Origin of the sequence: Yoonia sp. GPGPB17 (assembly GCF_037892195.1) — a bacterium.
GTDB lineage: Bacteria > Pseudomonadota > Alphaproteobacteria > Rhodobacterales > Rhodobacteraceae > Yoonia.
In genome coordinates this window covers 2,111,302-2,136,331 of the sequence record NZ_JATACI010000002.1, presented here as the reverse complement: position 1 = coordinate 2,136,331, position 25,030 = coordinate 2,111,302, and the positions used below count along the sequence as shown (strand labels likewise).

At 57.1% G+C, this 25,030-nt stretch carries 21 protein-coding genes and 6 pseudogenes; 10 read left to right on the top strand and 17 right to left on the bottom strand.

Translation table 11 applies throughout. The annotated features are described in order from the left end of the window. Positions 1 to 62: 62 nt before the first annotated feature. Complete coding sequence (locus QTO30_RS11495) at positions 63 to 2,414, bottom strand: protein kinase domain-containing protein (protein WP_340424265.1); 2,352 nt, start codon at positions 2,412 to 2,414, stop codon at positions 63 to 65. Between the two features lie 470 nt (positions 2,415 to 2,884). Between QTO30_RS11495 and QTO30_RS11490 the strand changes: the two genes are divergently transcribed. The 8 genes and pseudogenes from QTO30_RS11490 to uvrC all read left to right on the top strand — a co-directional run bounded on the left by QTO30_RS11490 (position 2,885) and on the right by uvrC (position 10,035). After that, positions 2,885 to 3,862 carry a type I glyceraldehyde-3-phosphate dehydrogenase gene (locus QTO30_RS11490; RefSeq protein WP_340424264.1) on the top strand — a complete coding sequence of 326 codons (978 nt, stop codon included), beginning with the start codon at positions 2,885 to 2,887 and terminating at the stop codon, positions 3,860 to 3,862. A gap of 125 nt (positions 3,863 to 3,987) precedes the next feature. Then, the gene (locus QTO30_RS11485) at positions 3,988 to 4,281 is read left to right on the top strand and encodes a hypothetical protein (protein ID WP_340424263.1); all 294 of its coding nucleotides are present in this window, start codon (positions 3,988 to 3,990) and stop codon (positions 4,279 to 4,281) included. A 145-nt stretch (positions 4,282 to 4,426) separates the two neighbouring features. Further along, on the top strand, positions 4,427 to 5,353 hold the full coding sequence (locus QTO30_RS11480; RefSeq protein ID WP_340424262.1) for an ABC transporter ATP-binding protein: 927 nt from the start codon (positions 4,427 to 4,429) through the stop codon (positions 5,351 to 5,353). Then, positions 5,350 to 6,110, top strand: a pseudogene (locus QTO30_RS11475) (ABC transporter permease). The gene QTO30_RS11480 and the pseudogene QTO30_RS11475 overlap by 4 nt, the downstream one beginning before the upstream one ends. Before the next feature lie 38 nt (positions 6,111 to 6,148). Further along, the gene (locus QTO30_RS11470) at positions 6,149 to 6,943 is read left to right on the top strand and encodes a S49 family peptidase (RefSeq protein WP_340424261.1); all 795 of its coding nucleotides are present in this window, start codon (positions 6,149 to 6,151) and stop codon (positions 6,941 to 6,943) included. Continuing rightward, the gene (locus QTO30_RS11465) at positions 6,940 to 7,107 is read left to right on the top strand and encodes a hypothetical protein (protein WP_340424260.1); all 168 of its coding nucleotides are present in this window, start codon (positions 6,940 to 6,942) and stop codon (positions 7,105 to 7,107) included. Before QTO30_RS11470 ends, QTO30_RS11465 begins: the two co-directional genes overlap by 4 nt. Further along, positions 7,104 to 7,880 (top strand): SDR family oxidoreductase, encoded by a 777-nt coding sequence (locus QTO30_RS11460; RefSeq protein ID WP_340425922.1) that lies wholly within the window; start codon positions 7,104 to 7,106, stop codon positions 7,878 to 7,880. Before QTO30_RS11465 ends, QTO30_RS11460 begins: the two co-directional genes overlap by 4 nt. A gap of 286 nt (positions 7,881 to 8,166) precedes the next feature. Next, complete coding sequence (gene uvrC / locus QTO30_RS11455) at positions 8,167 to 10,035, top strand: excinuclease ABC subunit UvrC (RefSeq protein ID WP_340424259.1); 1,869 nt, start codon at positions 8,167 to 8,169, stop codon at positions 10,033 to 10,035. A gap of 98 nt (positions 10,036 to 10,133) precedes the next feature. Here uvrC and QTO30_RS11450 read toward each other — a convergent pair. The 9 genes and pseudogenes from QTO30_RS11450 to phnG all read right to left on the bottom strand — a co-directional run bounded on the left by QTO30_RS11450 (position 10,134) and on the right by phnG (position 16,488). Then, positions 10,134 to 11,326: pseudogene (locus QTO30_RS11450) on the bottom strand (alpha-D-ribose 1-methylphosphonate 5-triphosphate diphosphatase). A 79-nt stretch (positions 11,327 to 11,405) separates the two neighbouring features. Then, complete coding sequence (gene phnN / locus QTO30_RS11445; RefSeq protein WP_340424258.1) at positions 11,406 to 11,951, bottom strand: phosphonate metabolism protein/1,5-bisphosphokinase (PRPP-forming) PhnN; 546 nt, start codon at positions 11,949 to 11,951, stop codon at positions 11,406 to 11,408. Further along, a pseudogene (gene phnL, locus QTO30_RS11440) lies at positions 11,948 to 12,629 on the bottom strand (phosphonate C-P lyase system protein PhnL). The gene phnN and the pseudogene phnL overlap by 4 nt, the downstream one beginning before the upstream one ends. 3 nt (positions 12,630 to 12,632) lie before the next feature. Beyond that, the gene (gene phnK, locus QTO30_RS11435; protein ID WP_340424257.1) at positions 12,633 to 13,403 is read right to left on the bottom strand and encodes a phosphonate C-P lyase system protein PhnK; all 771 of its coding nucleotides are present in this window, start codon (positions 13,401 to 13,403) and stop codon (positions 12,633 to 12,635) included. Continuing rightward, entirely contained in the window at positions 13,400 to 14,257 is an 858-nt protein-coding gene (locus QTO30_RS11430) for an alpha-D-ribose 1-methylphosphonate 5-phosphate C-P-lyase PhnJ (RefSeq protein WP_340424256.1), read from the bottom strand. The genes phnK and QTO30_RS11430 overlap by 4 nt, the downstream gene beginning before the upstream one ends. After that, the gene (locus QTO30_RS11425) at positions 14,254 to 14,382 is read right to left on the bottom strand and encodes a hypothetical protein (protein ID WP_340424255.1); all 129 of its coding nucleotides are present in this window, start codon (positions 14,380 to 14,382) and stop codon (positions 14,254 to 14,256) included. Before QTO30_RS11425 ends, QTO30_RS11430 begins: the two co-directional genes overlap by 4 nt. Further along, positions 14,379 to 15,469: pseudogene (locus QTO30_RS11420) on the bottom strand (carbon-phosphorus lyase complex subunit PhnI). The gene QTO30_RS11425 and the pseudogene QTO30_RS11420 overlap by 4 nt, the downstream one beginning before the upstream one ends. Beyond that, positions 15,469 to 16,033 (bottom strand): annotated as a pseudogene (gene phnH, locus QTO30_RS11415) (phosphonate C-P lyase system protein PhnH). Before phnH ends, QTO30_RS11420 begins: the two co-directional pseudogenes overlap by 1 nt. Continuing rightward, positions 16,033 to 16,488: a phosphonate C-P lyase system protein PhnG gene (phnG, locus tag QTO30_RS11410; RefSeq protein ID WP_340424254.1), complete on the bottom strand. Its 456-nt coding sequence runs from the start codon at positions 16,486 to 16,488 to the stop codon at positions 16,033 to 16,035. The pseudogene phnH and the gene phnG overlap by 1 nt, the downstream one beginning before the upstream one ends. Before the next feature lie 81 nt (positions 16,489 to 16,569). Here phnG and phnF point away from each other — a divergent pair, with 81 nt between their 5' ends. After that, on the top strand, positions 16,570 to 17,289 hold the full coding sequence (gene phnF / locus QTO30_RS11405; protein ID WP_340424253.1) for a phosphonate metabolism transcriptional regulator PhnF: 720 nt from the start codon (positions 16,570 to 16,572) through the stop codon (positions 17,287 to 17,289). Here the strand turns inward: phnF and QTO30_RS11400 are convergent. From QTO30_RS11400 to phnC, 5 genes and pseudogenes are all read right to left on the bottom strand, one after another. After that, a complete protein-coding gene (locus QTO30_RS11400) occupies positions 17,286 to 17,903 on the bottom strand; it encodes a DapH/DapD/GlmU-related protein (RefSeq protein ID WP_340424252.1) in 618 nt (205 codons plus the stop codon). The genes phnF and QTO30_RS11400 overlap by 4 nt on opposite strands. Continuing rightward, positions 17,903 to 19,216 carry a phosphonate ABC transporter, permease protein PhnE gene (gene phnE / locus QTO30_RS11395; protein WP_340424251.1) on the bottom strand — a complete coding sequence of 438 codons (1,314 nt, stop codon included), beginning with the start codon at positions 19,214 to 19,216 and terminating at the stop codon, positions 17,903 to 17,905. Before phnE (QTO30_RS11395) ends, QTO30_RS11400 begins: the two co-directional genes overlap by 1 nt. Continuing rightward, positions 19,213 to 20,088: a phosphonate ABC transporter, permease protein PhnE gene (phnE, locus tag QTO30_RS11390; protein WP_340424250.1), complete on the bottom strand. Its 876-nt coding sequence runs from the start codon at positions 20,086 to 20,088 to the stop codon at positions 19,213 to 19,215. Before phnE (QTO30_RS11390) ends, phnE (QTO30_RS11395) begins: the two co-directional genes overlap by 4 nt. A 65-nt stretch (positions 20,089 to 20,153) precedes the next feature. After that, positions 20,154 to 21,062: a phosphonate ABC transporter substrate-binding protein gene (gene phnD, locus QTO30_RS11385; RefSeq protein ID WP_340424249.1), complete on the bottom strand. Its 909-nt coding sequence runs from the start codon at positions 21,060 to 21,062 to the stop codon at positions 20,154 to 20,156. Between the two features lie 54 nt (positions 21,063 to 21,116). Beyond that, positions 21,117 to 21,919: pseudogene (gene phnC / locus QTO30_RS11380) on the bottom strand (phosphonate ABC transporter ATP-binding protein). Between the two features lie 212 nt (positions 21,920 to 22,131). On the opposite strand from phnC, the gene QTO30_RS11375 reads away from it, so the two are divergent. Beyond that, positions 22,132 to 22,422, top strand: coding sequence for a hypothetical protein (locus QTO30_RS11375; RefSeq protein ID WP_340424248.1), 291 nt, complete (start codon positions 22,132 to 22,134; stop codon positions 22,420 to 22,422). Positions 22,423 to 22,542: 120 nt separating this feature from the next. Here the strand turns inward: QTO30_RS11375 and QTO30_RS11370 are convergent, their stop codons facing one another. Together QTO30_RS11370 and QTO30_RS11365 are read right to left on the bottom strand one after the other, a co-directional pair. After that, positions 22,543 to 22,779, bottom strand: coding sequence for a MoaD/ThiS family protein (locus QTO30_RS11370; protein WP_340424247.1), 237 nt, complete (start codon positions 22,777 to 22,779; stop codon positions 22,543 to 22,545). A gap of 13 nt (positions 22,780 to 22,792) precedes the next feature. Then, positions 22,793 to 25,030, bottom strand: coding sequence for a xanthine dehydrogenase family protein molybdopterin-binding subunit (locus tag QTO30_RS11365; protein WP_340424246.1), 2,238 nt, complete (start codon positions 25,028 to 25,030; stop codon positions 22,793 to 22,795).

Here is a 25,030-nt window from a genome sequence, read left to right as displayed (position 1 = left end):
TCATCTTAGCCACCTTTTCAATTTACATAACGCTAGCACACTTCGAAGCATACTATACCGTATTACTGTGTCGTGCCTTTTGAGGCGAGCGACGCAACCCACAGGCTACCACCGCGTTGTACGGCGAACATGAACTGTTCTGTACCGCCGTCGAGTTCGCGCTCAAACAAATCTACCATCGAGTCGCGCTGATCAATAACCTCACCTGTAGGGATGTAGGATGTAATAACGTCGCCAACTTCCAACCCGCCTGTCTGGCCTGCATCCAGTGCAACGACCGAGGTGCGCCATCCAGAACCGGCATAAACCGTTTCAAACTTAGTGCCATCTTCCAACTCAACGCTCTGGACGACGGGCAAAATCCAGTTTTGCAGAAGTGCTTCGCCGGTTGACGGATCAAGGGTGTTGAACGCAACCGCAATAGTTGGCGATTCTTCCGGAGCACCGGCTTGTTCACGCAGAACACCAGGAATATCGGCGATTGCTTCAACATCCACACCGTTCACGCCAGTGATAACTAGGCCAGGTTCAACCCATACAGGTGAAATCGGACCCGCCTCTGCGATGATGTTGGATCGTTCACCAGCAGCAACAAATGGCAGCTGGACGCCCCAATCGGCCGCAACCTGCGCAGTTGCGAGCTCGTTGCCTGGGGTAACCGCGGCAATTTCCACTTCAGGGCCGCTACCGATGGCTTCAACTGTTTCTGGTGTTGAAGGCAAATCGACTTCGGCAATCTGTGATGTTGCGACAGGGCGGTTTGCGACTGCTTCGGGAAGGGCTGTGCCTGTTGTAGGCTCTTCGCTGACAGGACGTGGTGTCGCAACCGGCTCGGGCAGAGGCTCGGGCTCAGGTAAAGCGGCAAGTTCGACAGCCTCTGGGCGTACGGATGGGCGCACAGTCGGGGTCAGCGCATCACCGGCTTCAGGGCCTTCGACGACGGCGGGTGGAACAACGCTTTCCTGCTCGGCAATTACGGTTGGGTCACCGGCGATCTGTGGGGTCTCGGTCACGGCCAGTTCTTCGGCCAATTCCTCGGCAACAGATGGCGCAACCGGCTCAACAACTGCGACTTCTTCTTCGACGGGTGCAGGCGTAGGTTCAGGCACGACCGGCGCTGGTTCTGCCACAGTTTCAGCAACCGTTGGTTCAGCAACGGTTGGTTCAGCAACGGTTGGCTCAGGGGTTTCCGTTGGCGTCGTCAGGAAGGAAGGTAGCTCCTCGGCAGGTTCTTCACTTGCTGGGGCTTCGGCCACAACAGGTGCTTCAACCGCCGGGGTTGGCTCTTGTGCAACCGGGGTTTCATCGCCGCCGGTCATTGTCATAACGCCGACACCGACGAGCAGTGCAACTGCGGCAGCAGAGCCAAGCAGCAAAGGCATCTTGGATTTTTGCTGCGCGGCAACCATTGGTGCCGCTAAGGTGGCGTCATCATCCTCTTCTGCAGCAATAGGTGCACCAACGTTAAGGGGTGTGACATTGCTATGTGTGCCGTCCATCATCGCAATCCAGTCCTTTGCGGACTGAACACGATCTTTCGGCAGTACAGCGAGGGCCTTGTCCATCGCCGCCAGGAATTCGGGCTCGTATTCGTCGAAACGACCTGAAAGCGGCTGATACGGATCAGGTTCACCTGATGCGATGGCGGCCAGACGGGCCTGAGAGTTCGGCGGCACATCACCATTGATTAGGTGATAGAAAGACGCACCCAATGCATAAAGGTCACTGCTTGGGCTTTGCTCGGACCCGGCAATGTAGAATTCCTGCGGGGAATAGCCGTCTTTGACCACGCGCAAGGCTGACAGAACCCGGCTTTGCTTGGTGGCTTCTTCACGGGCAGCACCAAAGTCGATCAAAACAGGATGGAAGTCCTTATTGATCAGAATGTTGTCGGGAGAGATATCACGGTGCAGGATGCCCTGATCGTGAATAAAGCTGACGGCACCAAGAACCTCTTTCAAGATCGACTTGATCTGGCTTGGGTTCAGGCCATGGTTCGGATCTTCGATGGTGTCCAGCAGATCGCGACCAGTCACAAAGTCGAGCGCCATGTAAGCGGTCTCATTGTCTTCAAACACCTGGTGCACGCCAACGATGTTGGGGTGATCCAGTTTTGCAAGGCTGCGGGCCTCTTGCACAAAAAGGCGCACAATGGACTTCAATTCATTCTGGTGCGCACGCGAACGGGCCTGCACCACATAGCGGCTGCGGCGGCAGAACGCGCCAGGGAAACACTCTTTGATGACAACCTTACGGTCCAGGCTATCGCGGGCAAGATACGTGATGCCGAAACCGCCAGCATTCAGGAAGCTCTCGATCGTATACTGGCCGTGCATCAGTTTGGTGCCCGGCTTCAGTTCGTCAACGAAGCTATCCTTCTCGTTCTCTGTTTCTTTCGCTTGCGGCTTCGCCATCTGTCTACCCAGCTTTCAAAATCACTCATACATCGGTTTCCCGATCTCAGCCTTTTAGCTCTCATTCAAATTAGGCCAAAAAGTGACGCTAACTTGTTGTTTAGTGGTTCTTAATCTATCCGTTTATCGCGGATTAGATGCATATTGTGAAACAGTGACCGGCAAGAAATCGCCGATTTCTCTTAATTTTAACTGAAAACACATGGCTTTGTGTCCGGGCTGTGTCCTACGGGCGAATGAGGCAGGTTTTCTTGGAAAAAGCCCGAATAATCGTAACCATGCTTAAAATTTCTACGCTCGGGAACCGATTCTCGGCTGCGCGCATCGCGATTCTAATGTGAATTGCGTTAGGATTTTGCCCGATTCTGTTAACGCCATATGAATAAGGGTGTTAGGCCACCGGCGCAAACCCGACTTGTGGCCGCCCGCGCAAAGGTGCAGCATCCCGCTGAGTTCGGAGGTGCAAAAGAATGGTGCGTGTCTTTATCAATGGCTTTGGCCGGATCGGGCGGACAATGCTGCGGGCGCATGTATCGGGTGCCTGGCCCAAGGTCGAGATTGCTGGCATCAATGATATTGCCGATCCGGCGCTGTGCGCGCACCTATTTGCCTACGATAGCGTCTTTGGTCCTTTTCCCGGTGATGTCAGCTTTGCCGACAATGCGCTGGTGCTTGACGCAAAGGCGATACCATGGACCGGAACCTCCGATATCTCGGGGCTTGATCTGACGGATGTCGATGTTGTTCTGGAATGCACCGGTAAAGCCAACGACCGAGAGGTCGCAGAGCGTGGTTTAAGAGCCGGAGCAGGACGCGTGCTGATCTCTGGCCCCTCGGATGCAGCTGACCTGACGATGGTGTTGGGCGCAAATGATCATTTGCTGGCAGATCAACCGATCGTGTCCAACGCATCCTGTACGACCAATGCGCTGGCCCCTTTGGTCAGGTTGATCGACGATACATGGGGGTTGCAGACCGGCTGGATGACGACGATCCATTGCTATACTGGCAGCCAGCCCAGCATCGACGCGCCACGCGGGGATATGTTGCGCAGCAGGGCTGCGGCGCTGTCGATGGTGCCGACAACTACGTCTGCCCAGCGGCTGTTGAACCAGGTCCTGCCGGATCTGGCGGGTCGGATCGAGGCGGCAGCGGTGCGCGTCCCCGTCGCGTCAGTTTCGGCGGTTGATTTGTCCGTCACACTTAACACCAGCGTATCTTTAGAGGATGTGCACGCGTTGTTGCGGGCCCAATCCGGCATTATTGGCTGGACCGACCAACCACTTGTCTCAACCGACCTGCGTGCACGCCCCGAAAGCCTGATCATTTCCCTGCCCGAAACGCGTGTGACGCAGGGTGGTCTAGTGCGGGTCTTCGGTTGGTATGACAATGAATGGGGTTTCTCATGCCGGATGCTGGACGTGGTCCGGATGATGGGTGCCGCGTAAGCACCCGCAATGCTCAACCTGAACTTCTGGGACGGCAGTCTGGGTGCTTTAATACCATGTCTCTTGTGAGAAACACCAAGTTATCCTAGGTTCTGTATGGGGGCGGTAAGTATCGAGGAACTAGCATGACCATTAAAACACTTCTGAGTGGGGCCGTCACATCCTTCACGTTGCTTGCCACGCCACTCAGTGCGTTCGGCACGACTTATGGCAATGAAGATTGCAACAACGATGTCAGCTTTCTTGAGGAAAATGACATCATCTGTACCGCCGTTTTCTCTGAGACGAACATTTGGGACTTTCTGAACACCCTGCCGCGTCGGATTACGTTTGATGAGCTTGTCGCGCTAAATCCACTTCTTATCATTGAAGACTACGACACTATAATAACAGGTATTACTTTCGTGCGGGTGCAATAGCCCTTACCCACAGCGATTTCCAAACGATACATGGCCGGTCATCTTGCGGCCCTGAGCACATTCTGTATCAGCATGGTGCATGGTTAGGGCTTTCCCTTCAGCGCCACACGAATTACCTTCGGTAGACCAAACCAAAGGTCGCCCTATGTCCGCAATCGTTTCCGTCCAGAACCTGCGTAAGGCCTACGCGGGGGGCTTTGAGGCCCTCAAATCGGTCAATCTTGATATCGAAGAAGGTGAAATCCTTGCTTTGCTTGGCCCCAATGGCGCGGGCAAGACAACGCTTATCTCGACCATCTGTGGCATCACCGTGCCGACCTCGGGCCAGATCACCGTCGGTGGCTTTGATACGCAAACGCAATTCCGCGCCGCGCGCAATCTGATCGGGCTGGTCCCGCAGGAGATAAATCTAGAGCCCTTTGAGACGGTGATGAGCTCCGTCAGCTTCTCACGTGGGATCTTCGGCAAGCCGCGCAATGACGCCTATATTGAGGATGTGCTGAAACAACTGTCGCTTCACGACAAGAAAGATAACAAGATCATGACGCTCTCTGGTGGCATGAAGCGCCGCGTCCTGATCGCGAAAGCACTCAGCCATGAACCACGTGTCCTTTTCCTCGACGAACCTACCGCAGGTGTCGACGTCGAGTTGCGTAAAGACATGTGGGAGGTCGTGGCACGGCTGAAAGCCTCTGGCGTCACCATCATCCTAACCACCCACTACATTGAAGAGGCCGAGGCCATTGCCGACCGTGTCGGTGTCATCAACAAGGGTGAAATCCTGCTGGTGCAGGACAAGGCCGATCTGATGGCGCAGATGGGGCAAAAGCAATTGAAGATCGAACTGGCCGCAGCTTTGGAAACAGTTCCCGATGAACTGGCTGGTTACAATCTTGAGCGCGCGGCCAACGGCCTGTCGCTGACCTACAGTTACGACACCAAGGGCGAGCGCACGGGGATCACGACGCTCTTGAATGACCTGCAAAAGGCGGGGTTGCAAATGACAGACATCCAAACCCAGCAAAGCAGTTTGGAAGACATCTTTGTCGGTCTGGTGAAGGAAACAGTATGAACTTCAATGCCATCTGGACGATCTATATTTTTGAAATGCGACGGTTCTTCCGCACGCTCACGCAAAGCCTGATCTCGCCTGTTCTGTCCACATCCCTTTACTTTGTGGTCTTTGGCGCGGCCATCGGCAGCCGCATTCAAGAGGTTGAGGGCGTCAGCTATGGCGCGTTCATCGTGCCCGGTCTGATTATGCTGTCTGTGATGACGCAAGCTACTGCCAACGCCAGTTTTGGCATCTACTTTCCGAAATTCATTGGCACGATTTACGAACTGCTGTCAGCCCCCATCAGCTTTCTTGAGGTTGTTGCAGGCTATGTTGGTGCCGCTGCCACCAAGGCGCTGTTCATCGGCATTATCATCTTGATTACGGCGTTCTTCTTCGTCGATATCCAGATCGCACACCCGCTGGCAATGATGGCTTTCCTCATCCTGACCTGCGTCAGTTTCGCCTTGCTGGGCTTTATCATCGGTATCTGGGCAGACAACTTTGAAAAGCTGCAACTGATCCCGCTCCTGGTGATCACCCCTTTGGTTTTCCTTGGTGGGTCGTTCTACTCGATCACCATGCTGCCGCCCGTTTGGCAGACGATCACGCTGTTCAACCCGGTTGTCTATCTGATCAGCGGTTTCCGCTGGTCGTTCTTTGGTGAAGCGGATGTGGCCATCGGTGTTTCCCTTTTGCCATTGCGCTGTTCACCGGTGCTTGCCTGACCATCATTTGGTGGATCTTCCGCACGGGGTGGCGGATCAGGCAATGACCCTTGCGTGCGCCCATGGAAGGCCTAAGTAACTGAGCATGAAAAAGTATATCCCCTTCATGAAATCAGAGCCCTTCGTCGCCGTGATCCGGCTGCAAGGGGCCATCACCAATTCCGGGCGCGGTCTGGACAACCCCGGTCTCGCCCCTGTCATTGAGAAAGCCTTCAGCAAGGGTAAACCTGCCGCTGTCGCATTAGAAATCAACTGCCCCGGCGGATCACCCGTGCAGTCGTCGCTGATCGCATCCCGCATCAGACGACTTGCGGATGAAAAGAAGATCCCCGTTTTCGCTTTTGTCGAAGATGTCGCGGCCTCAGGTGGCTACTGGCTGGCCTGTGCCGCCGATGAAATCTTCATCGACAGCTGCTCCATCACTGGCTCTATCGGTGTGATCAGCGCAGGTTTCGGTGCGACTGGCACCATTGAAAAGATTGGCATTGAACGCCGTGTGCACACCGCCGGTAAATCCAAATCCATGATGGACCCATTCAAACCCGAAAAGCCTGCGGATGTAAAAAAGCTGAAAGGCTGGCTTGAGGACCTGCATGCGACCTTCATCGACTACGTCAAATCCCGTCGCGGCACCAAACTGTCCGACAACCCCGACCTCTTCACTGGCGAAGTCTACATCGGCCAAAAGGGCATCGACGAAGGGCTGGCAGATGGCATCGGCCACCTTGTGCCGGTGATGAAAGACCGCTTCGGTGATAAGGTGCAATTCCGCCGCTACGGGCAGAAGAAACCGTTGTTGGCCCGCTTTGGCGCGCAGATCGTTGATAACGCCGTCGCGGGCATCGAAGAGCGCGCCGCCTTCGCGAGGTTCGGTCTTTGATCCTTAAAGCGATCTTCATCTTTCTGGCCTTCATGCTGGTGCTGGCCATGTTCGGCAAATGGCGGTTCCCGGGGCAGGCACGTCTGGCGCAAGCCAAATGCCCCAAATGCCTGCGTTACAAGATCGGCAAAGGACCATGTCAATGCGAGAAGCCGCGCAAATGAGGGCGCTGGTCACCGGGGCAGGCGCGCGGCTTGGGCAAGCAATGGCGCTCTATCTTGGGCAGCGCGGCTATGATGTAGCGGTGCATTATGCAGGCTCGCTGGCTGGCGCGCAGGATACTGTGGCTGGGCTCGAAGTGCTGGGTCGTTCCGGTGTCGCCTTGCAGGCTGATTTGCTGGATGAGGACGCAACGCAGGCCTTGGTTGCACGTGCGACCGACGCGCTGGGCGGGCCGTTGACTTGTCTGGTCAACAATGCCTCGATCTTTGAGTACGACAACATCGACACGGCCACGCGCACTAGCTGGGACCGACATATGGACTCGAACCTGCGTGCCCCCTTCGTCCTGACCCAGAATTTTGCGGCACAGGTGCCCGATCCTGAAGCGGATGACCAAGGCGAACCCGTGGCCAAAGGCCTTGCGATCAATATGCTGGACCAGCGCATTCACAAGCTCACGCCGGAGTTCATGAGCTACACGATTGCCAAGATGGGCCTTTGGGCGATGACACGCACGACGGCGCAGGCGCTGGCCCCCCGCGTACGGGTCAACGGCATCGGGCCGGGGCCAACGTTGCAGGGGCATCGGCAGAGCAAAGATCACTTTGATCGGCAGCGCGCGGCGACAGTTCTGAAACGTGGTGCGAACCCGTCTGATATCACAGCAGCACTCGGATATTTCCTTGATGCGCCCGCCGTGACGGGACAAATGATCGCCGTCGATGGTGGCCAGCACCTAGCTTGGGAAACGCCCGATGTGCTTGGTGTCGAGTAGACGTTACGGAAAGTTGTACACCCCGCCTGACAGCTATTCACGAAACTGTCACAATTGGTCTATTTTTCAATGTGTTAACACGATCGTAATTAAATTTTTGCTATTTTTCAATTACTTAGAAAAGTGCCTCTTTTTTAGGCAAATCGGCGAAACCAGCCAAATACAACAAAAAATTCCACCTGACAGGGATTAACCCACGGAGTTATCCACAGAAACGGTGGATGCCTTTTCTCTTGTCCCTCGTGCGTTACCATTGCAGCCAAATGAGAATCATAGCCGAAACCTCATGACTGAGCAGCCGACCAAAGAGACAAAGACCGGATATGACGTGATCCACGGCTATCTGCGCACGCTGGATGCCTCGCCGGGTGTCTACCGCATGCTCGATGGTGATAGTCGTGTTCTTTATGTTGGTAAGGCGCGCAACCTGAAGGCGCGTGTTTCGAATTACGCCCGGCCAGGTCAGCATTCGCCGCGGATCACCCGGATGATCCGCGAAACGGCTTCTATGATGTTTCTAACCACGCGCACGGAAACCGAGGCGCTGTTGCTTGAGCAGAACCTGATCAAGCAATTGAAACCGCGCTACAATGTGCTGCTGCGCGACGACAAATCCTTCCCTAACATTCTGGTCGCCAAGGATCACGCCTTCCCGATGATCAAAAAGCACCGTGGGGCCAAGAAACAGAAAGGGAATTACTATGGCCCTTTCGCAGGTGCAGGCGCCGTCAACCGCACGCTCAATCAACTGCAACGGGTCTTTTTGTTGCGCAACTGTTCGGACAGTGACTTTGAAACGCGTACGCGCCCCTGCCTGCAATATCAGATCAAACGCTGCTCCGGCCCCTGCTGCGGCCTGATCTCGGAAGAAGAATATGAAGGCTCCGTTCGCGATGCCGAAAAATTCCTGCAAGGTCGCACCAAAGGTATTCAGGAAGCGCTCGCCAGACAAATGCAGGACGCCAGCGCAGCGATGGAGTTTGAACGTGCTGCCGCGCTGCGTGACCGGATCAAGGCGTTAACACAAGTGCAATCTGCCCAAGGCATCAACCCCCAGAACACGGCCGAGGCGGATGTCATCGCGCTCCACCGCGACGGCGGGCAAGCCTGCGTACAGGTCTTCTTCATCCGCGCGAACCAGAACTGGGGCAACCACGACTATTACCCGCGTGTCAGCGGGGACGAGGACCCATCCGAGGTTATGGAGGCCTTCGTCGGTCAATTTTATTCCAACCGCGAGCCACCCCGCATGCTGATCCTGTCGCATGGGTTGGATAACGATGACCTGATGGCGGATGCGCTGGCCGAAAAAGCCGAACGCAAGGTCGAGATCATCGTCCCTCAACGCGGCGAAAAGGCCGAGCTGATCCAGAACGCCCTGCGCAACGCCCGCGAAAGCCTCGCCCGCAAGATGTCAGAAACTGCCACCCAAGCGCGACTGCTGAAAGGTGTGGCCGAGGCGTTCGAGATGGAAAAGGTCCCCCAACGGATCGAGGTCTACGACAACTCACACATCCAAGGTGCCCATGCCGTTGGCGCCATGATTGTCGCGGGCCCTGATGGGTTCGACAAAAACCAATACCGCAAGTTCAACATCAAGGACGACAGTCTGACGCCCGGCGATGACTTTGGCATGATGAAAGAGGTGCTGACACGCCGTTTCCAACGCCTGCTGAAAGAAGACCCCGAGCGCACACAAGGCACATGGCCTGACCTGCTGTTGATCGACGGCGGGCAGGGGCAGGTCAGTGCCGTGCGCGAGATCATGGACGACCTCGGTGTCAGCGACATCCCCATGGTGGGCGTCGCAAAGGGCGAAGACCGCGACGCGGGCAAGGAAGAATTCCACCGCACCGGCAAACCCGTCATGGCGCTGCGGCACAACGACCCCGTGCTCTACTTCATCCAGCGGATGCGGGACGAGGTGCACCGCTTCGCCATTGGCACGCACCGCGCGAAACGTTCCAAGGCGATTGGCGCGACGCCCCTTGATGATGTCCCCGGCGTGGGCGCGACACGGAAGCGGGCGCTACTGGCACACTTCGGGTCGGCCAAAGCGGTGGCCCGGGCGAATTTGGCGGATTTGAAAGCGGTGGACGGTGTTTCAGCGAAACTGGCGCAGACGGTGTATGACTACTTTCATGAGAACGGGTAAGTCTGGTTTTGCATCGACACGTGTCTTGGGGCAAAGGCAGCCTCTGGTAGCGCACAGCAAAATATCTGACTAGGCGGTCAAGTCTGCCATTCGCGCACCTAGCAGACCCGTGTTCCCTGACTCCAAACACCGTGTAGCAGGGGCGTTTTGCCGATGTGGCGCACCCTCAGTACGTCGCCGCGCAAACCGATTTGCAATGCGCCCCGGTCATCCAGCCGGGCTGCCTTGGCCGGGTTGTGGGTCACTGTGGCGACGGCTCTTGGCAGGTCATCCCATATTTCCGACAGATAGAAGGCCGACAACAGCAGCGCGGATGGCACGTAGTCCGATGAAATGATGTTCAGCAGACCAGCCTGCGCCAGGTCCTTTGCCGCGACATTGCCTGAATGCGAGCCGCCTCGGATCAGATTGGGTGCCCCCATCATGACGGCAATGCCCTGCGCCTGACAGGCTTGGGCTGCCTCAGCCGTTGTGGGGAACTCGGCAAAGCCGACGCCATTTTCGGCGGATGTGGTGACATGCGCGGCGGTCGTATCGTCGTGGCTGGCCAGTACCGCGCCCAGACGCTGCGCTTCGACGACGGCGCCGCGTTCATGCTTGGCCCCAAACTTCTTTTGCAGACCCAGCAAGTTTTCCACGTGGTCAGCGAACTCTGCATCATTCATGCCGCGTTTCTTGGCCACATAGGTTTTCAGCGCGGACAGATCACGGAACTGGCGTTGACCGGGCGTGTGGTCCATCAGACTGACGATCCCTACGCGATCCTCGGGTCCAAAGCTGCCAGCTCTTCGAGCAGGGTTTCTGAGCAGACTTCAGCTCGCAAATGCAGGAAGTGGCTGATCTTGAACATGCCAGCGGCACGGGCGGCCAACAGCTCATCCGCCAGTTTGCGCGCATAGTCGATATAGCGGCCTTTGCCTGAATGGATGGACCCCACGCGCATCGCATCGAACACGGTTGTGATACCGGTCGAAGCCAGCTCTGCATCATGTGCGATCAGTGCGGGCAGATGTGGCCAATCCACGGCGGGGCGCGGTTCGATGTGGCGTTCAAGGTTGTCTGTATGCAGTTCGACCAGACCGGGTATGACCAGATCACCTTCACAGTCGATGCCGTCGGTCGGGATATGATCGCCCTGGGTTACATCGACAATTTCGCCATGCTCTATCGTGAGCGCGCCATTAATGACCTGCTCTGGCAACACCAGCCGTGCGTTGGCCAGACAGAGATTGCCAGGCACGTCACGATCATATGCCGCTTTAATCGCAGGCTTTGGAAAAGGGGAGTTCATGCTAATCTCTCGAATTGTGAAATGCTGATTGCCGCTGATTGGGTTTTGATGGTCTGAAACTGTGTGAGGCGCACCATCGCTACACCCTGGCTGGTTGAAGCGCGGCAACGGCGCGTGCCACGGTCTGTTGTAGCGGGCCATCATTGGACAGATGGATCACATCAAGCCCCGAAGGGAGTGGTTTATCCGCTTGGGCCAGCCGCCTGATAATCTCTTCTTCGGTTTCGCGTGCGCGATCGGCCAGCCTACTGGCCAGCGTTGCGGGCTCTGCGGTGATGTTCAGGACAGAGAAGCGCGGAAAAATCTGGGTGGCCTGTGCTAATGCTTTACGGGAAAAATTAGCCATACAATCGGTGCCCTTATTCAACTGGTATTTCACTGTGACCGGCAGGCCGTAGCAAAGATCATGTGCACCCCAATGGATTGAAAACGCTCCGTCCGCGATCATCTGCTGAAACTGGCTGACCGTCACGGCATCATAGTCTTCACCCTTCAGTGCAGGCGCACGGGTAATTACACGGCGCACCAGATGCAGCTGTGGCATGGCCGCGTGAATACCCGCCATCACACTGTCCTTGCCAACGCCTGATGGTCCAACAACGGCAATAAGTCGCCCCCCGTTCATGCCGCCATTCCGGGGGTAAATTGGCCCACGTCAATTTCGCGGTCACAGACCTGTGCGCGTGCGGCCTCGTCGTGGAAAATACCGATGATGGCCGCGCCACGGTCTTTGGCCTCTGTGATCAGTGAAAGAACAACCTTGCGGTTGGCTGCATCCAGACTTGCGGTCGGTTCATCCAGCAGCATCGCAGGATAGGGATGGGCAAAACCCCGTGCGATGTTTACGCGCTGTTGTTCGCCGCCGGAAAAGGTTGTCGGCGACAACGACCAAAGCCTTTCGGGGATATTGAGTTGTGTCAGAAGCGCGCGCGCGCGCTTGCGCGTCATCCGCTGACGCACCGACCGCCCGCAACGGTTCAGCCACGACATCCAGTGTTGACACCCGGGGCACCACCCGCAGGAACTGGCTGACATAGCCCAGCACTTCGCGTCTAAGCCGGATCACCTCGCGCGGTTCTGCCTTGACCAGATCTACATTGCCAATGCGGATTTCGCCTGCCTGCGTCAGGTAGTTGCCGTATATCATGCGCATCAGGGTGGACTTGCCCGCCCCCGATGCGCCAGTTAGCGCCACGCATTCGCCGGGGGCCACATGCATCGAAACATCGTTGAGAACCCCAATTTCTGCACTGCCCTGATTGTGCAGCGTGAAGGTTTTGGACACATCATTAAGTTCTATCATTTCTTACACCTGTAAAACAGAGCTGACCAGAAGCTGGCTATAGGGATGTTGCGGGTCATCTAAGACTTGATCAGTCAGGCCCGCCTCGACCACATGCCCCGATTTCATCACCATCAAGCGATCTGCCAAAAGGCGCACGACCGCCAGATCATGGGTCACGATGATGGCCGATAGCCCCATGTCGCGGACCAGCCCCCGCAAGAGATCCAAAAGCCGCGCCTGCACCGAAACATCAAGCCCGCCTGTCGGTTCATCCATGAAAACGAGGCGCGGACCGGTGACCAGATTGCGGGCAATCTGTAAGCGCTGCTGCATGCCGCCGGAAAATGTGGTGGGCCGATCATCGACACGATCGGCGCTGATTTCCACCCGCTGCAACCAATCGGTCGCCTTGTCGCGGATGTCACCGTAGTGACGTTCGCCAACGGCCATTAACCGCTCGCCCACGTTGCCGCCAGCGCTGACACCCATGCGCAAGCCATCGCGAGCATGCTGGTGCACAAAGGCCCAGTCCGTGCGCGATAGCATCCGTCGGGCAGGCTCTGACATGGTGACAGTATCCTGTGGGCCGTCGGCGCGTGTATCAAAGACAACCTCGCCTGCATCCGGGGTCAGGTGCCCGGCCATACAGTTCAGCAGGGTTGATTTACCCGACCCGCTTTCGCCAACGATCCCCATGACCTCACCGGGGTACAGATCAAAGGATACGTCAGCACAGCCGATATGTGCGCCATAGCGCTTGGTTATCCCCTGAACAGACAGCAAAGGTGTCATGCGGCGTCCTTTCCCTTGTGACCAGCCGCTTGGCGGGCTTCGCAATAATCTGTGTCCGAGCAGACAAACATCCGTCCACCCGCGTCATCCACGATGACCTCGTCAAGATAGCTATGCTCTGCACCACAAAGGCCGCAGGCATGATCGGCCTTCGAGGCTTCAAATGGGTGATCCTCGAAATCAAGGCTAGCCACCTGCGTATAGGGCGGCAGCGCATAGATACGTTGTTCGCGGCCTGCGCCAAACAGCTGGATTGCAGCCATATCCCCCAGTTTTGGGTTGTCGAACTTTGGAATGGGGGAAGGGTCCATGACATAGCGGCCCTCGACCTTTACGGGATAGGCGTAAGAGGTCGCGATATGCCCGTGCCGACTGATATCTTCGTATAGCTTCACATGCATCAAACCGTATTCTTCCAGGCTATGCATTTTGCGGGTCTCGCTTTCGCGCGGCTCAAGAAACCTGAGCGGTTCGGGGATTGGCACCTGATAGACAAGGATCTGCCCGTCGGTCAGTGGCTCTTCAGGGATGCGGTGGCGGGTCTGAATGACGGAAGCCTTTGCCGTTGCAGTCGTTGTTGCAACCCCCGCTGTCCGCTCAAAGAACGTTCTGATTGACACGGCATTGGTGGTGTCATCTGCGCCCTGATCAATGACTTTGAAGGTATCTTCCGGCACCAGAACGGCAGCAGAAACCTGCACGCCGCCTGTCCCCCAACCATAAGGCATTGGCATCTCGCGCGACGCAAAAGGCACCTGATACCCCGGGATTGCAAGCCCTTTGAGGATGGCACGCCGGATCATCCGCTTCGTCTGTTCGTCCAAATATGCGAAATTATAGGCTTGATCGGTCATAGCAGCCCTCGTTTTTCAAGTTGTGCACGTAAATCATCTGCGCCCGGTTCGTTGGCCCAAGCCAGATGCCGCTGCCTGTCTATCAGCACATCGCCGATGCCGAACAAAACAGTCCTGACCGTCATTCTGCGGCCTCCTGCACATGGCCCGCGCCCGCTTCGCGCCGCAGTTTGCGCACCAGTTCCAACTCGGACTGAAAGTCGACGTAGTGGGGCAGCTTGATGTGTTCGAGAAAGCCGGTCGCCTGAATATTGTCTGCATGATACAGAACGAATTCCGCATCCTGCGCAGGCGCGCCTTCATCGTCCTCACCCAGTTCTTCCCACCGCAATGCCCGGTCGACCAGGGCCATTGAGATAGCCTTGCGTTCGGTCTGTCCAAAGACCAAGCCATAGCCGCGGGTGAATTGCGGCGGCTCGGTCTTGGACCCTTTGAACTGGTTGATGGTTTCGCATTCGGTCAGTGTCACTTCGCCGATTTCAATCGCAAAGCCTAACTCGGGGATCTCCATCTCGACCGGCACTGTGCCGATGCGAAGTTCCCCGACAAAGGCGTGATTGCGGGCATAGCCGCGCTGCGTTGAATACGCGAGGCCAAGTGTAAACCCTTCGTCTGCACGGGTCAGCGCCTGTAGACGCAAAGCCCGATCAGCCTAAGCATTTCAAGTGGCTCGCGGGTCAGGTCAGGTGGCGGGGTATCATCCAGAGGGGCCTCTTCGATTAGGCCCTCACGGTTAAGGAACGCGGTGACGTGGGGCACGTCACCTGGTTCTGCCTCGCGTGTTGGGGCTGTGGGCACCGTGCCATCTGCTGCGAGTTTGAAATCAAGCAGACGGTGCGTGTAGTCAAAGGTTGGTCCCAGCACCTGCCCACCGGGCAAGTCTTTGAATGTCGCGGATATGCGCCTGTCGCAGGCCATTGCGCCTGTATCGATGGGTTCTGATGCACCAAAGCGTGGCAGCGTGGTGCGGTAGGCGCGGATCAGGAAAATCGCCTCGATCAAATCGCCGCGCGCCTGTTTGATCGCCAGTGCCGCAAGGTCTGGGTCATAAAGTGAACCCTCGGCCATGACGCGGTTAACGGCGAGGCTGAGTTGCTCCCGGATTTGGTCAATGCTCAGTTCTGCAACATCAGTATCGCCCCGGCGTTCCTCGGCCAACCATGCATGGGCGTTTTCTATCGCCCGCTCACCACCTTTAACGGCAACATACATTATGACACCTCTGTTGAGCGTGGGAGCGCGGCAAGCCGATCCCCACTGGTGAAAATGAAATCCAGCCCCAATGGAAACAGCGCATTGTTCTGCTGAAATGGCGCCATATCCGGCAATGAGAGTGTGGCGCGGTCCTGAATGCCCGGGCTTAGCCAAAGTTGCGCCGGATGCTGCGAGCGTCGCGCTTTCAACGATTAGCGTGGCCGAGCGATCAGGATATTCTGACGTGCCAATAGGGTAGGCTGACAGCGGGCCAAGTGCGGCCCATGTGCCGACAGCGAACATCGCGTGGGATGGCCCGGACATGGGTGCGCCCGTGTGAAAAGCGAGCCAGCTGCGGACTGCATCACAATCAGCGGCACCAGCCAGATAAACCGGCGTTTCAGTATCACAGAGCGTTAGCAAAACGACAGCCGCTGCAGGCGACAATGGCGCAGGTGGTTGTGCACCGGTGATGCTGTGAATACTGCCAGGCCGTGCCATCGCCTCCATCACGCCGCGGAACGCATGGGCGGATTGCACTGCGGGATTATCAAAGCCCCTCGAAAGTGTCTGAGTCTGCATCAGTCTTCTCCCCGTACCATTGTGAAGAAATCAACCTTAGTGGCCGCGGCTTTTGCAGCGCGGCTGGTGCGGGTCGCCGCAATTTCAGCCTCCAGCGGGTCCAGCACGGCGCTGCGTAGCTGGTCCGCAGCGGGGGTTTGCATCAAAGCGTCAACCAATGCGGCTGCTTCTGCATCTGCCTTTCTGCGCCCTTGGATATAGGCGTGCCCGACCGCGCCATTGGCAAGCGTCAAGGCGCAGCGGGTTACTGTCATCTCACCCAAATTAAAGGGGGCGCCAGTTCCGCCCGCGCGCCCGCGCACCATCGTGCTGCCAATTTCAGGGGCGCGTAGCCAAGTGAAATCCGGTCGCGGCATCGCGGCTCCAAGCAAGGCGGCAACGCGTCCTTCTGGCGCTCTGGCCATCAGCCCCATCCACTTTTTGCGGGGGATATTTTCATCAAAGGTGTCTTTCATCTCGACAACTTACCCAATTCCTATACAACTATACATATCTTATCATATAGCGCTCCAGAAGACAGAGGAGAATTGTGAAACTTGCGTAACACTTCAGACAAAACACCCATCTGGAAGGCCATCGCCGCAGCCTTGCGCGGCGATCTGGCCGAAGGGCGTTATGCCCCCGGTGATAAGCTGCCGACCGAAGCGGCGCTGGCTGAACGCTTCGGCGTCAACCGGCATACCGTGCGCCACGGTATTGCGGCGCTGGTGGACGAAGGGCTGATCCGTACGCGGCGCGGTGCCGGGGCTTTCGTGGCCGCGACGCCTACGGACTATCCCATCGGCAAGCGGGTGCGGTTTCACCAGAATCTGATCGCTGCCGGTCGCCGACCTGACAAGCGGGTTCTGCAGATTGAAGAACGCGCCGCAACGGATGGAGAGGCCAGCGCGCTGAACATCGCAAAGGGTGATACGATTTGCGCTTATCACGGTTTGTCCTTGGCCGATGGCCAGCCAATTGCGGTTTTCGAAAGTCTCTTTCCGATCTTACGGTTGGCCGAAATAGCGCAGGCCCTTGAAGACACGAGCAGTGTGACCGAAGCACTGCGCGCCGTGGGTGTGCATGATTATACCCGCGCTTCGACCCGCCTGACGGCCACTCGCGCCACGGCGACCCAGGCGCTGCACCTGCAAATCGCGCAGGGTGATCCGCTTATTCGGTCCTCGGGCGTCAATGTTGATGAGGCTTACCACCCAGTGGAGTACGGACGAACGTGGTTTGCAGGCGACCGGGTGACGCTCACTTTGGAGGGCTAGGGTTCGTATTTTTCCAAAAAAGCCGCAGCTTCCAAGGTGCGGAAATCCTGTAGAGCCGCGAGCAATGCATCGTGGGGCCAGTCCCAGTAGGCTAGCGCGATCAGCCGGTCTGCGATCTGACGTGGTTGGCGCAACCGCAATGGTGTGGCAGGTGTTCCGGCGACAATTGTGTAGGGGGCGACATCCTTTGTTACCACCGCACCGGCCGCCACAACTGTGCCATCGCCCAAGGTTACTTCTGGCTTGATCATCGCGCCTGCGCCGATCCATGTGTCATGGCCGATATGGGCCGTGCGGGACTTGCGGTGGGCAAAGAATGCGTCATCACGTGGCGCATCATCCCAATAGTCATCCGAGCGATACAGAAAATGGTGGCAGGTTGCCGTGTGCAACGGATGATCGGTGGCCCCAATGCGCGAGAAGGCCGCGATATTGGCAAACTTTCCAATTCGCGCATTGGCGATATCGGCATATCGGTCGCAATAGCTGTAATCCCCAAAAACGGCATTGGCCACACGGCTGCCTTTTCCGATCTCGACGAAAGCGCCAAATGTGCTGTCAGTAATTTCGCACTCGGGATGGATGAAGGGTGTCTCTTTTGAAAGGCGTGCCATCAGTCTTTGCGCCCAATCAACTTACCGCGCAACCAGCCCGAGAACCAGTCCATGAACATCACCATGGCGATGATCAGCACAATGTAATAGGCAACTTCTTCCCAGTCTTTTTGGGTCTGGATCGCCTGTGTCAACATCAGGCCGATGCCACCACCCGTAATCGCGCCAATAATCGTCGCCGAGCGTGTGTTGGATTCAAGGAAGTAGAGAATTTGCGCCAACAATACTGGCACCACTTGCGGGATCACGCCAAAACGGTAGCGTTGCAGGGGTTTTGCCCCGGTGGATGAGACACCTTCGATCTGCTTGTTGTCGACGTTTTCCAACGCTTCGGAGAAGATTTTGCCAAATGTCCCGGTATCCGTGATCAGGATTGCCAACGCGCCGGTCATCGGCCCCGGCCCGAAGGCGCGCGCCAGCACAACCGTCCAAATCAAGGCATCTACGCCGCGTACAAAGTCGAACAGACGCCGCGTGCCCGCACGCAATAGCATGATCGGCGAAAAGCGCTTGGCTGCAAGAAAGGCCAGCGGCAGCGCGATGATGGCTGCACCCATTGTGCCCAAAAACGCCATGAGGATGGTTTCGCCAATCGCCCAGGCGACATCTTTGTGCCGCCACATCGGGTTGTTCCACCAGTCGGCTATGGCACCGGTAATATTCGCACGCTCAGGATCAATCCGCGCGCCGAACATGATTTCACCCAAACCATGTCCATGATAGGGGCTGTCGAGGGTGAACCAGAACAGCTCCCAGCCGGGGAAGTAGTTGAACACTTCGGTGCGGGCACCAGTAAGTGTGATGCGGCCTTCGGCTGTTGTAATGCCTACGCGCCGATCTGACGCGGAAATCCAGTCTGGCAAATCTGCCGGAAGGTTGGTGGTAACGGTGCGGCCTTCGGCCTTGGCCTCGATAGTCTGGAAACCGGGGATTTCGATCTCGGTGCGGTTGTCTGGCAGGTAGCGCACGATATGGTCTGCGCCCAGATCGATGACAATCACTTCATCGCCGGAAACCCAAGCAGGACGTTTGCCTTCGGGATAGCGGCCCTTGCGTTCGCCTTCGACCGCATAGTCGATTTCGCCCGTGCGGTTGTTGCGCGTCACGTGAACCTTATGTGACCAGCTGTCAGACGCCAGTGTAACTGCATTGTCCCAATTGGCCCGTTGCGCAAGACCGGGCAGATCGAATGCGAAGAAGATATAGATCAGGTATGCGGCAATCACCGCAGGGATTCCAAAGCTGAACAGACGCTTACGTTGAAAAAGCTGATCGGCCTGGTGTTTGGCAAGGCTCAGGTCTGTTGCGGTCATTGTCCTTGCCCCTCGGTCAGACGATTACGATAGCGGCTGGATACCTGATCAAAAAAGACGATTGTGCCGAACAGTAGAATGAAAATCGCGCCAGCTTCGTCGAACCGCCCTGGGCCCCATGCCATTGCATTGCGCAGCTCATAGCCTAGACCACCGGCACCAACGAAGCCAAGGATGGCCGAGGCGCGGATATTGATCTCAAATCGCAGAAGCGTGTAGCTGACATAGTTGGGCGCGATCTGCGGCAATACGCCCAAGAGCATGCGTTGCGACCAGGTCGCGCCGGTCGAGGCGAGCCCCTCAACTGGTTTCAGATCGGCGTTTTCGGCCACTTCGGAAAACATCTTTCCCAGTGCACCGGCCGTATGAATGGCAATGGCGATCATCGCGGGGACAGGCCCGCCGCCCAACACAAAAATCAGTACAAGCGCGATCACGATCTCTGGCACCGCGCGCATGATATCAGAGATCCGGCGAAACAGCGGGATCAGGCGCGGCCATTTGGCCAGCCCGCGGGTGCCAAGTAGCGACAGGAAAAGCCCGCCGATGGCCCCAATCAGGGTCGACACAGCGGCAATATTGATCGTTTCAATCAACGCAGGAAAATACTTGACGATAAGTCCTGGCAGATCGGCGCGTTTTTCCCAAGCCTCGGACAGAACATCGGCGGGGTAGTCGCCGATCTGGTGCAGGCCTTCCCAAAAACCACCGGCGTTGCGGTCATCGGCAACATTGAAGCCTGAGACCATCAAGACAACGAAGAGCAGAAGTGTCAGACCCCCATAAAGCCTGCGCCGCTGTACTTGTGCCATATAGCTGGACTGAATCGTGTCCACGCTTTTTGGTGCACCGCTGAGTGTTATGTCTGCCATCCCGAACCCCGACAAAGAAATACCGGCAGCCCCATCGGGGCTACCGGACACGTCATAAAATTGAATTATCCGCCGATCTTGGCTTTGCGTGCTTCGATCACAGAGATGTAGGCGTCATGGGTGATGGGATCAAAACCGAGGTTCTCGCCAGCGCCAACACTGTAAGCACACTCAGAATCAACCTCGTAAAGGTTGTCGACCAGATCTGTCATTGTGGCTTTGACGTCATCTGGCAGGGTGCTGCGCAGCACAACCGGACCTTCGGGAATAACGGCAGATTTCCAGATCTCGACGATTTCGTTCATGTCAACGAGGCCCGCATCAACCGCTTTGCGCAATGCGCCAGAGTTATAGCCATCTTCCCAGTTGCCTTGTGCATCGGCCCAGGTGACGCCGCCGTCAATGTCACCGTTGGAAACGGCGACAATGGTCTGCTCGTGACCGCCAGTAAATTTGACTTCACCAAAGTAATCGCCCGATTCCATGGTTGCACCAGTGGCCTGCGGAATCTCGATTGATGGGATCAGATAACCGGATGTGGAGTTCGGGTCACCAAAGCCAAACACACGGCCCTGCATGTCTTCCAACGATGCAATGCCGCTGTCGACGCGTGCAAAACCGATAGAGTGGTAGCCGTACGATCCATCAAGGTTGATTTTCACCAGGACGGGCTCAACAGCGTCAGCATCCTGCAGGTGCACGGCAGCGTAGCTGGAGGCGCCCAGCCATGCCATGTCAATGGTGCCGCCGAGCAGGCCCTGAATGACGCCGTTATAGTCGGCTGGTGCGAACAGCTTTGTTTCCACACCCAGCGCGTCGGATGCATAGTTTTCAAGGCAGCTGAAAGAGTTCAGACGGTCCTGTGCGTTTTCGCCACCCAGGATGCCAATGCGGAACTCTGTGATCTCTTGGGCGAAAGCGCCCGAGCTTAGGGCCGTGGATGTGGCAAGCGCCAGTAGAAGGGTCTTTTTCATCGGTCTCTCCATTTGATGAAATGTCCCGCATGGTCGCGGGTTAGGTTTGCTGGATCAGGCAGGCACCGCCTGCCGCTCCAGCGTTTCGATTTCGGTGGATGTTGCGGCTTCGGAAAAATCCGCGCTTAAGCGCCATAGATGTCGCGTGCTACACCAGTGGTTAGTTGCGCAGGCGTACCGTCAAAGACGATCCGCCCATCACGCATGCCAATGACGCGGTCGCAATAGCGACGTGCAGTATCCAGCGTATGCAGGTTGGCAATGACCATGCGCCCATCTTCTTCGTGAATGTCCCGTAGTGACTGCATCACCACCTGCGCGTTCATCGGATCAAGGCTGGCAATCGGTTCGTCTGCCAGAATAATCTTGGGGTCCTGCATCAGGGCACGCGCAATGGCGACGCGTTGTTGCTGCCCTCCTGAAAGAGCCTCGGCGCGCTTTGGCGCTTGTTCGGCGATACCCAGACGGTCGAGGATCTCAATCGCTTTGTGAATGTCCGTCTGCGGATACAGATTAAACAGCGTCGTAAAGGTCGACCGTTTGTTCAACGTCCCATGTAGCACGTTTGACACCACGTCCATGCGGGGCACCAGGTTGAACTGTTGAAAGATCATCGCGCAACGCGATTGCCAGTCACGCTTGGCTGCGCCGCGGAGGGCTGTGATCTCTTCGCCTTCAAAGATGATCTGACCTTCCGAGGCATCGCTCAGCCGGTTCAGCATCCGCAACAGCGTCGATTTTCCCGCGCCAGAGCGACCGATGATCCCAATCATTGTCGGTTTATCGACCATGATTTTCGCAGCATCGACTGCCGTGTTTTGCCCGAACCGTTTGGTCAACTTGTCAATCTTGAGCATGTCACCCCCATCTTTCCGGCAAGCGGATAGGGAGCGCAGGCAACAGATACGTGAAGGATTTGAATCAGTTTTTTGACACAATCACAAAGGAATCGTGACAGCAGTAACCGGATTTCAAGATATGGCGGGTCCAATAGCCACAGGTGCGAAAGTTATCCACAGGATTTCATAAAACTGTTACATTTCCCGTATGCACGCTCTAGAGTTGTTGTATGATACGTCAACTGGCAAAGATATTAACCCTTGGGTGCGCCCCGGTGGCGGCAAATGCGCAATTGGCCGATGTCAGCTGTGATGACAGCGCAAGGCTAAAAGAGACGCTGACACAGGTTGTGGGTGCGGAGCGTCACGGCATGGGCCTGCGCGATCCTGAAACGTTCCTGGAGGTGTGGATAAAGCGCTCCAATGGCGAATGGTTGATCGTGCAGAGTTACCCAAACGGCACATCCTGCATCGTTGCCATGGGTGAACACTGGGAAGACGTGGTTTCTGGTCCGGCCTAAGCGCGCATGCCAGCCATGCGATCTGGGGTTCAATACCGGCGACTACGCCACGCTGCGCGCATGGCAACCCGCGGTCACTTGTTCCACCCCGCAGTAAGCAGGACGAGGCTGCGCCACACCTTACCCGCCCACCATGTAAGGCATCAACACTACCTCATTCTCTGGCCCAATCTTTGTGAACCACGCCTCGCGGTAGATCACTCCGTCAAGTGCCAGTGACACCCCCGCTTGATTTGCGGCTCCAACCCAGGATGTTTGGCTACCAGTTGATCTAGCAACTCCATGAAGTTGCTTTACCTCAACCTCGACCCATTCCTCGCCATCCGCCAAAGCACGCAGAGATCCCCAGAGTTTCACCCGGACCATACCCCTAGCCAGTCATCGCTTTCAGCAGGCGTGGCGGCGACATTGGCAGTTCCGTCATGCGTACACCTGCGGCCCGCGACACGGCGTTTGCAATGGCGGCCAATGGTGGCACGATCGGCGTCTCGCCCACACCGCGCACGCCGTAAGGGTGGCCGGGGTTGGGGATCTCGAGGATCACCGTCTCAATCTCCGGCAGGTCAGAGGCTACGGGAACCCGATAGTCAAGGAAACCGGCGTTTTGCAAACGCCCGTCTTCGCCGTAGATATACTCTTCATTCAACGCCCAACCGATGCCTTGCACGGCCCCGCCTTGCATCTGCCCTTCGACGTAATCGGGGTGTACGGCTTTGCTTGCGTCCTGGAACACAGTGTAACGCAGGATCTTTGTGGCACCTGTTTCCGGGTCCACTTCCGTATCGCAGAGATGCACACCAAAGCTGACGCCTGCGCCATCCGCATTCACCTCATGGTGCCCCGCAATTGGGCCGCCGGTGTTACCGGCAATTGCCGCAATCTCGGCCATACTCATCGGTGGATGTGTTCCCGCATTGGGTCCGGCAGGTTTGGCACAGCCGTCTTCCCAGATCACCGCATCTTCGTCGATATCCCAGATCTTCGCGGCACGGCGGCACATCTCTTTGATCGCAGCACGCGCTGCCTCAATCGTGGCAAGCCCCACCGCAAAGGTCACCCTGCTGCCGTCGGTGATATCGTTGAACCCCAGCGATGATGTGTCCGCGATCACCGTCCGCACTTTGTCATAAGGCACGCCTAGTTCTTCTGCCGCCATCATCGAGATTGACGCGCGAGAGCCGCCGATATCAGGGTTCCCTTCGACCACTCCGATGGTGCCGTCATCATTAATGTTCAGCGAAACGCAGGTGTTGCCGCCAAAGTTGAACCAGAATCCGCAGGACAGCCCGCGCCCTTGGTTCGGTCCAAGGGGTGCAGTGTAATGCGGATGCGCTTTCGCCGCTTCCAGGGTGGCGACCAGCCCGATTTCGTTGAACGTCGGCCCGTAAGACGACAGCGTGCCTTTGCGCGCGGCATTCATCAGGCGTACATCCAGTGGATCAAGGCCGAGCTCCTGGCACAGCTCATCGACCACGCTCTCAACTGCATAGATCGAGGTCGGTGCACCTGGTGCGCGGTAGGGGATTTCCTTGGGGCGGTTCGTCATTGCGTTCCAGCCGACGGTTTCCACCGCAGGCAGGTCATAAGCGGCAAAGGCCGCCTGCGCGCCCATATCAACGGTCGCATTCGGATAGGCCCCGCCAGAGTAACGTAGCTCTCCGCGGGCAGCGGTGATGCGACCATCTTTGGCCATCCCGATCTTGATATCCATTGAGGTCGATATCGTCGGCCCTGTGGCCTTCAATACCTCGTCACGAGTCATCACGATCTTCACCGGTTTGCCGGATTTGCGTGACAGCGCGAGTGCGACCGGTTCAATAAAGGTTGAGGTCTTGCCACCAAAACCGCCCCCGATTTCGGACGCAGTGATGCGCAATTGGCTTTCCTCAACACCAAGAGCTGCCGCGCAATTCGCGCGCACCATGTATTGGCCTTGCGTACAGCACCACACCTCGCCGCGGCCATCGCTGCCAAGGCTTGCCATGCAGGCCTGCGGCTCGATATAGCCCTGATGGGTCGCGGCGGTCTTGAAGCTGCGCTCAATGATCTTGTCGGCCTTGGCAAACCCGGCCTCCAGATCGCCATGTCCGAACTGGCAGTGGGTCGTGACGTTCTGCGACATGCCCGCAGGCACAGTTTCCAACGCGCGGCCTTCCTGCACCACGGGTGCGTCAGGTCTCATCGCCGCGTCTACATCTGTGACGTGCGGTAGTATTTCGTAGTGCACCTTGATCAACCGGATCGCCTGTTTCGCGATGGATTTGCTGGTCGCCGCGACGGCAGCAACCGCATGACCATCGTAAAGCACCTTGTCGCGGGCCAGACAATTGATCGTCACATCGGCAAAGAAATCATCCTCCGGCTGTGCAAGATCAGCCCCGGTGACAACGGCTTTCACCCCGGCCAATGCCTCAGCCGCAGACGTATCAATCGCCTTGATCCGCGCATGTGCATGCGGGCTGCGCAGGATACGCCCGTGCAGCATGCCGGGGGCAGAGATATCGGCGCCGTAAGCTGCTTTGCCAGTCACCTTGTCGATCCCATCGGGGCGCAATACCCGTGTGCCGACCACTTTGAAATTCCGTTCAGCTTGTGCATCAAAGGCCAT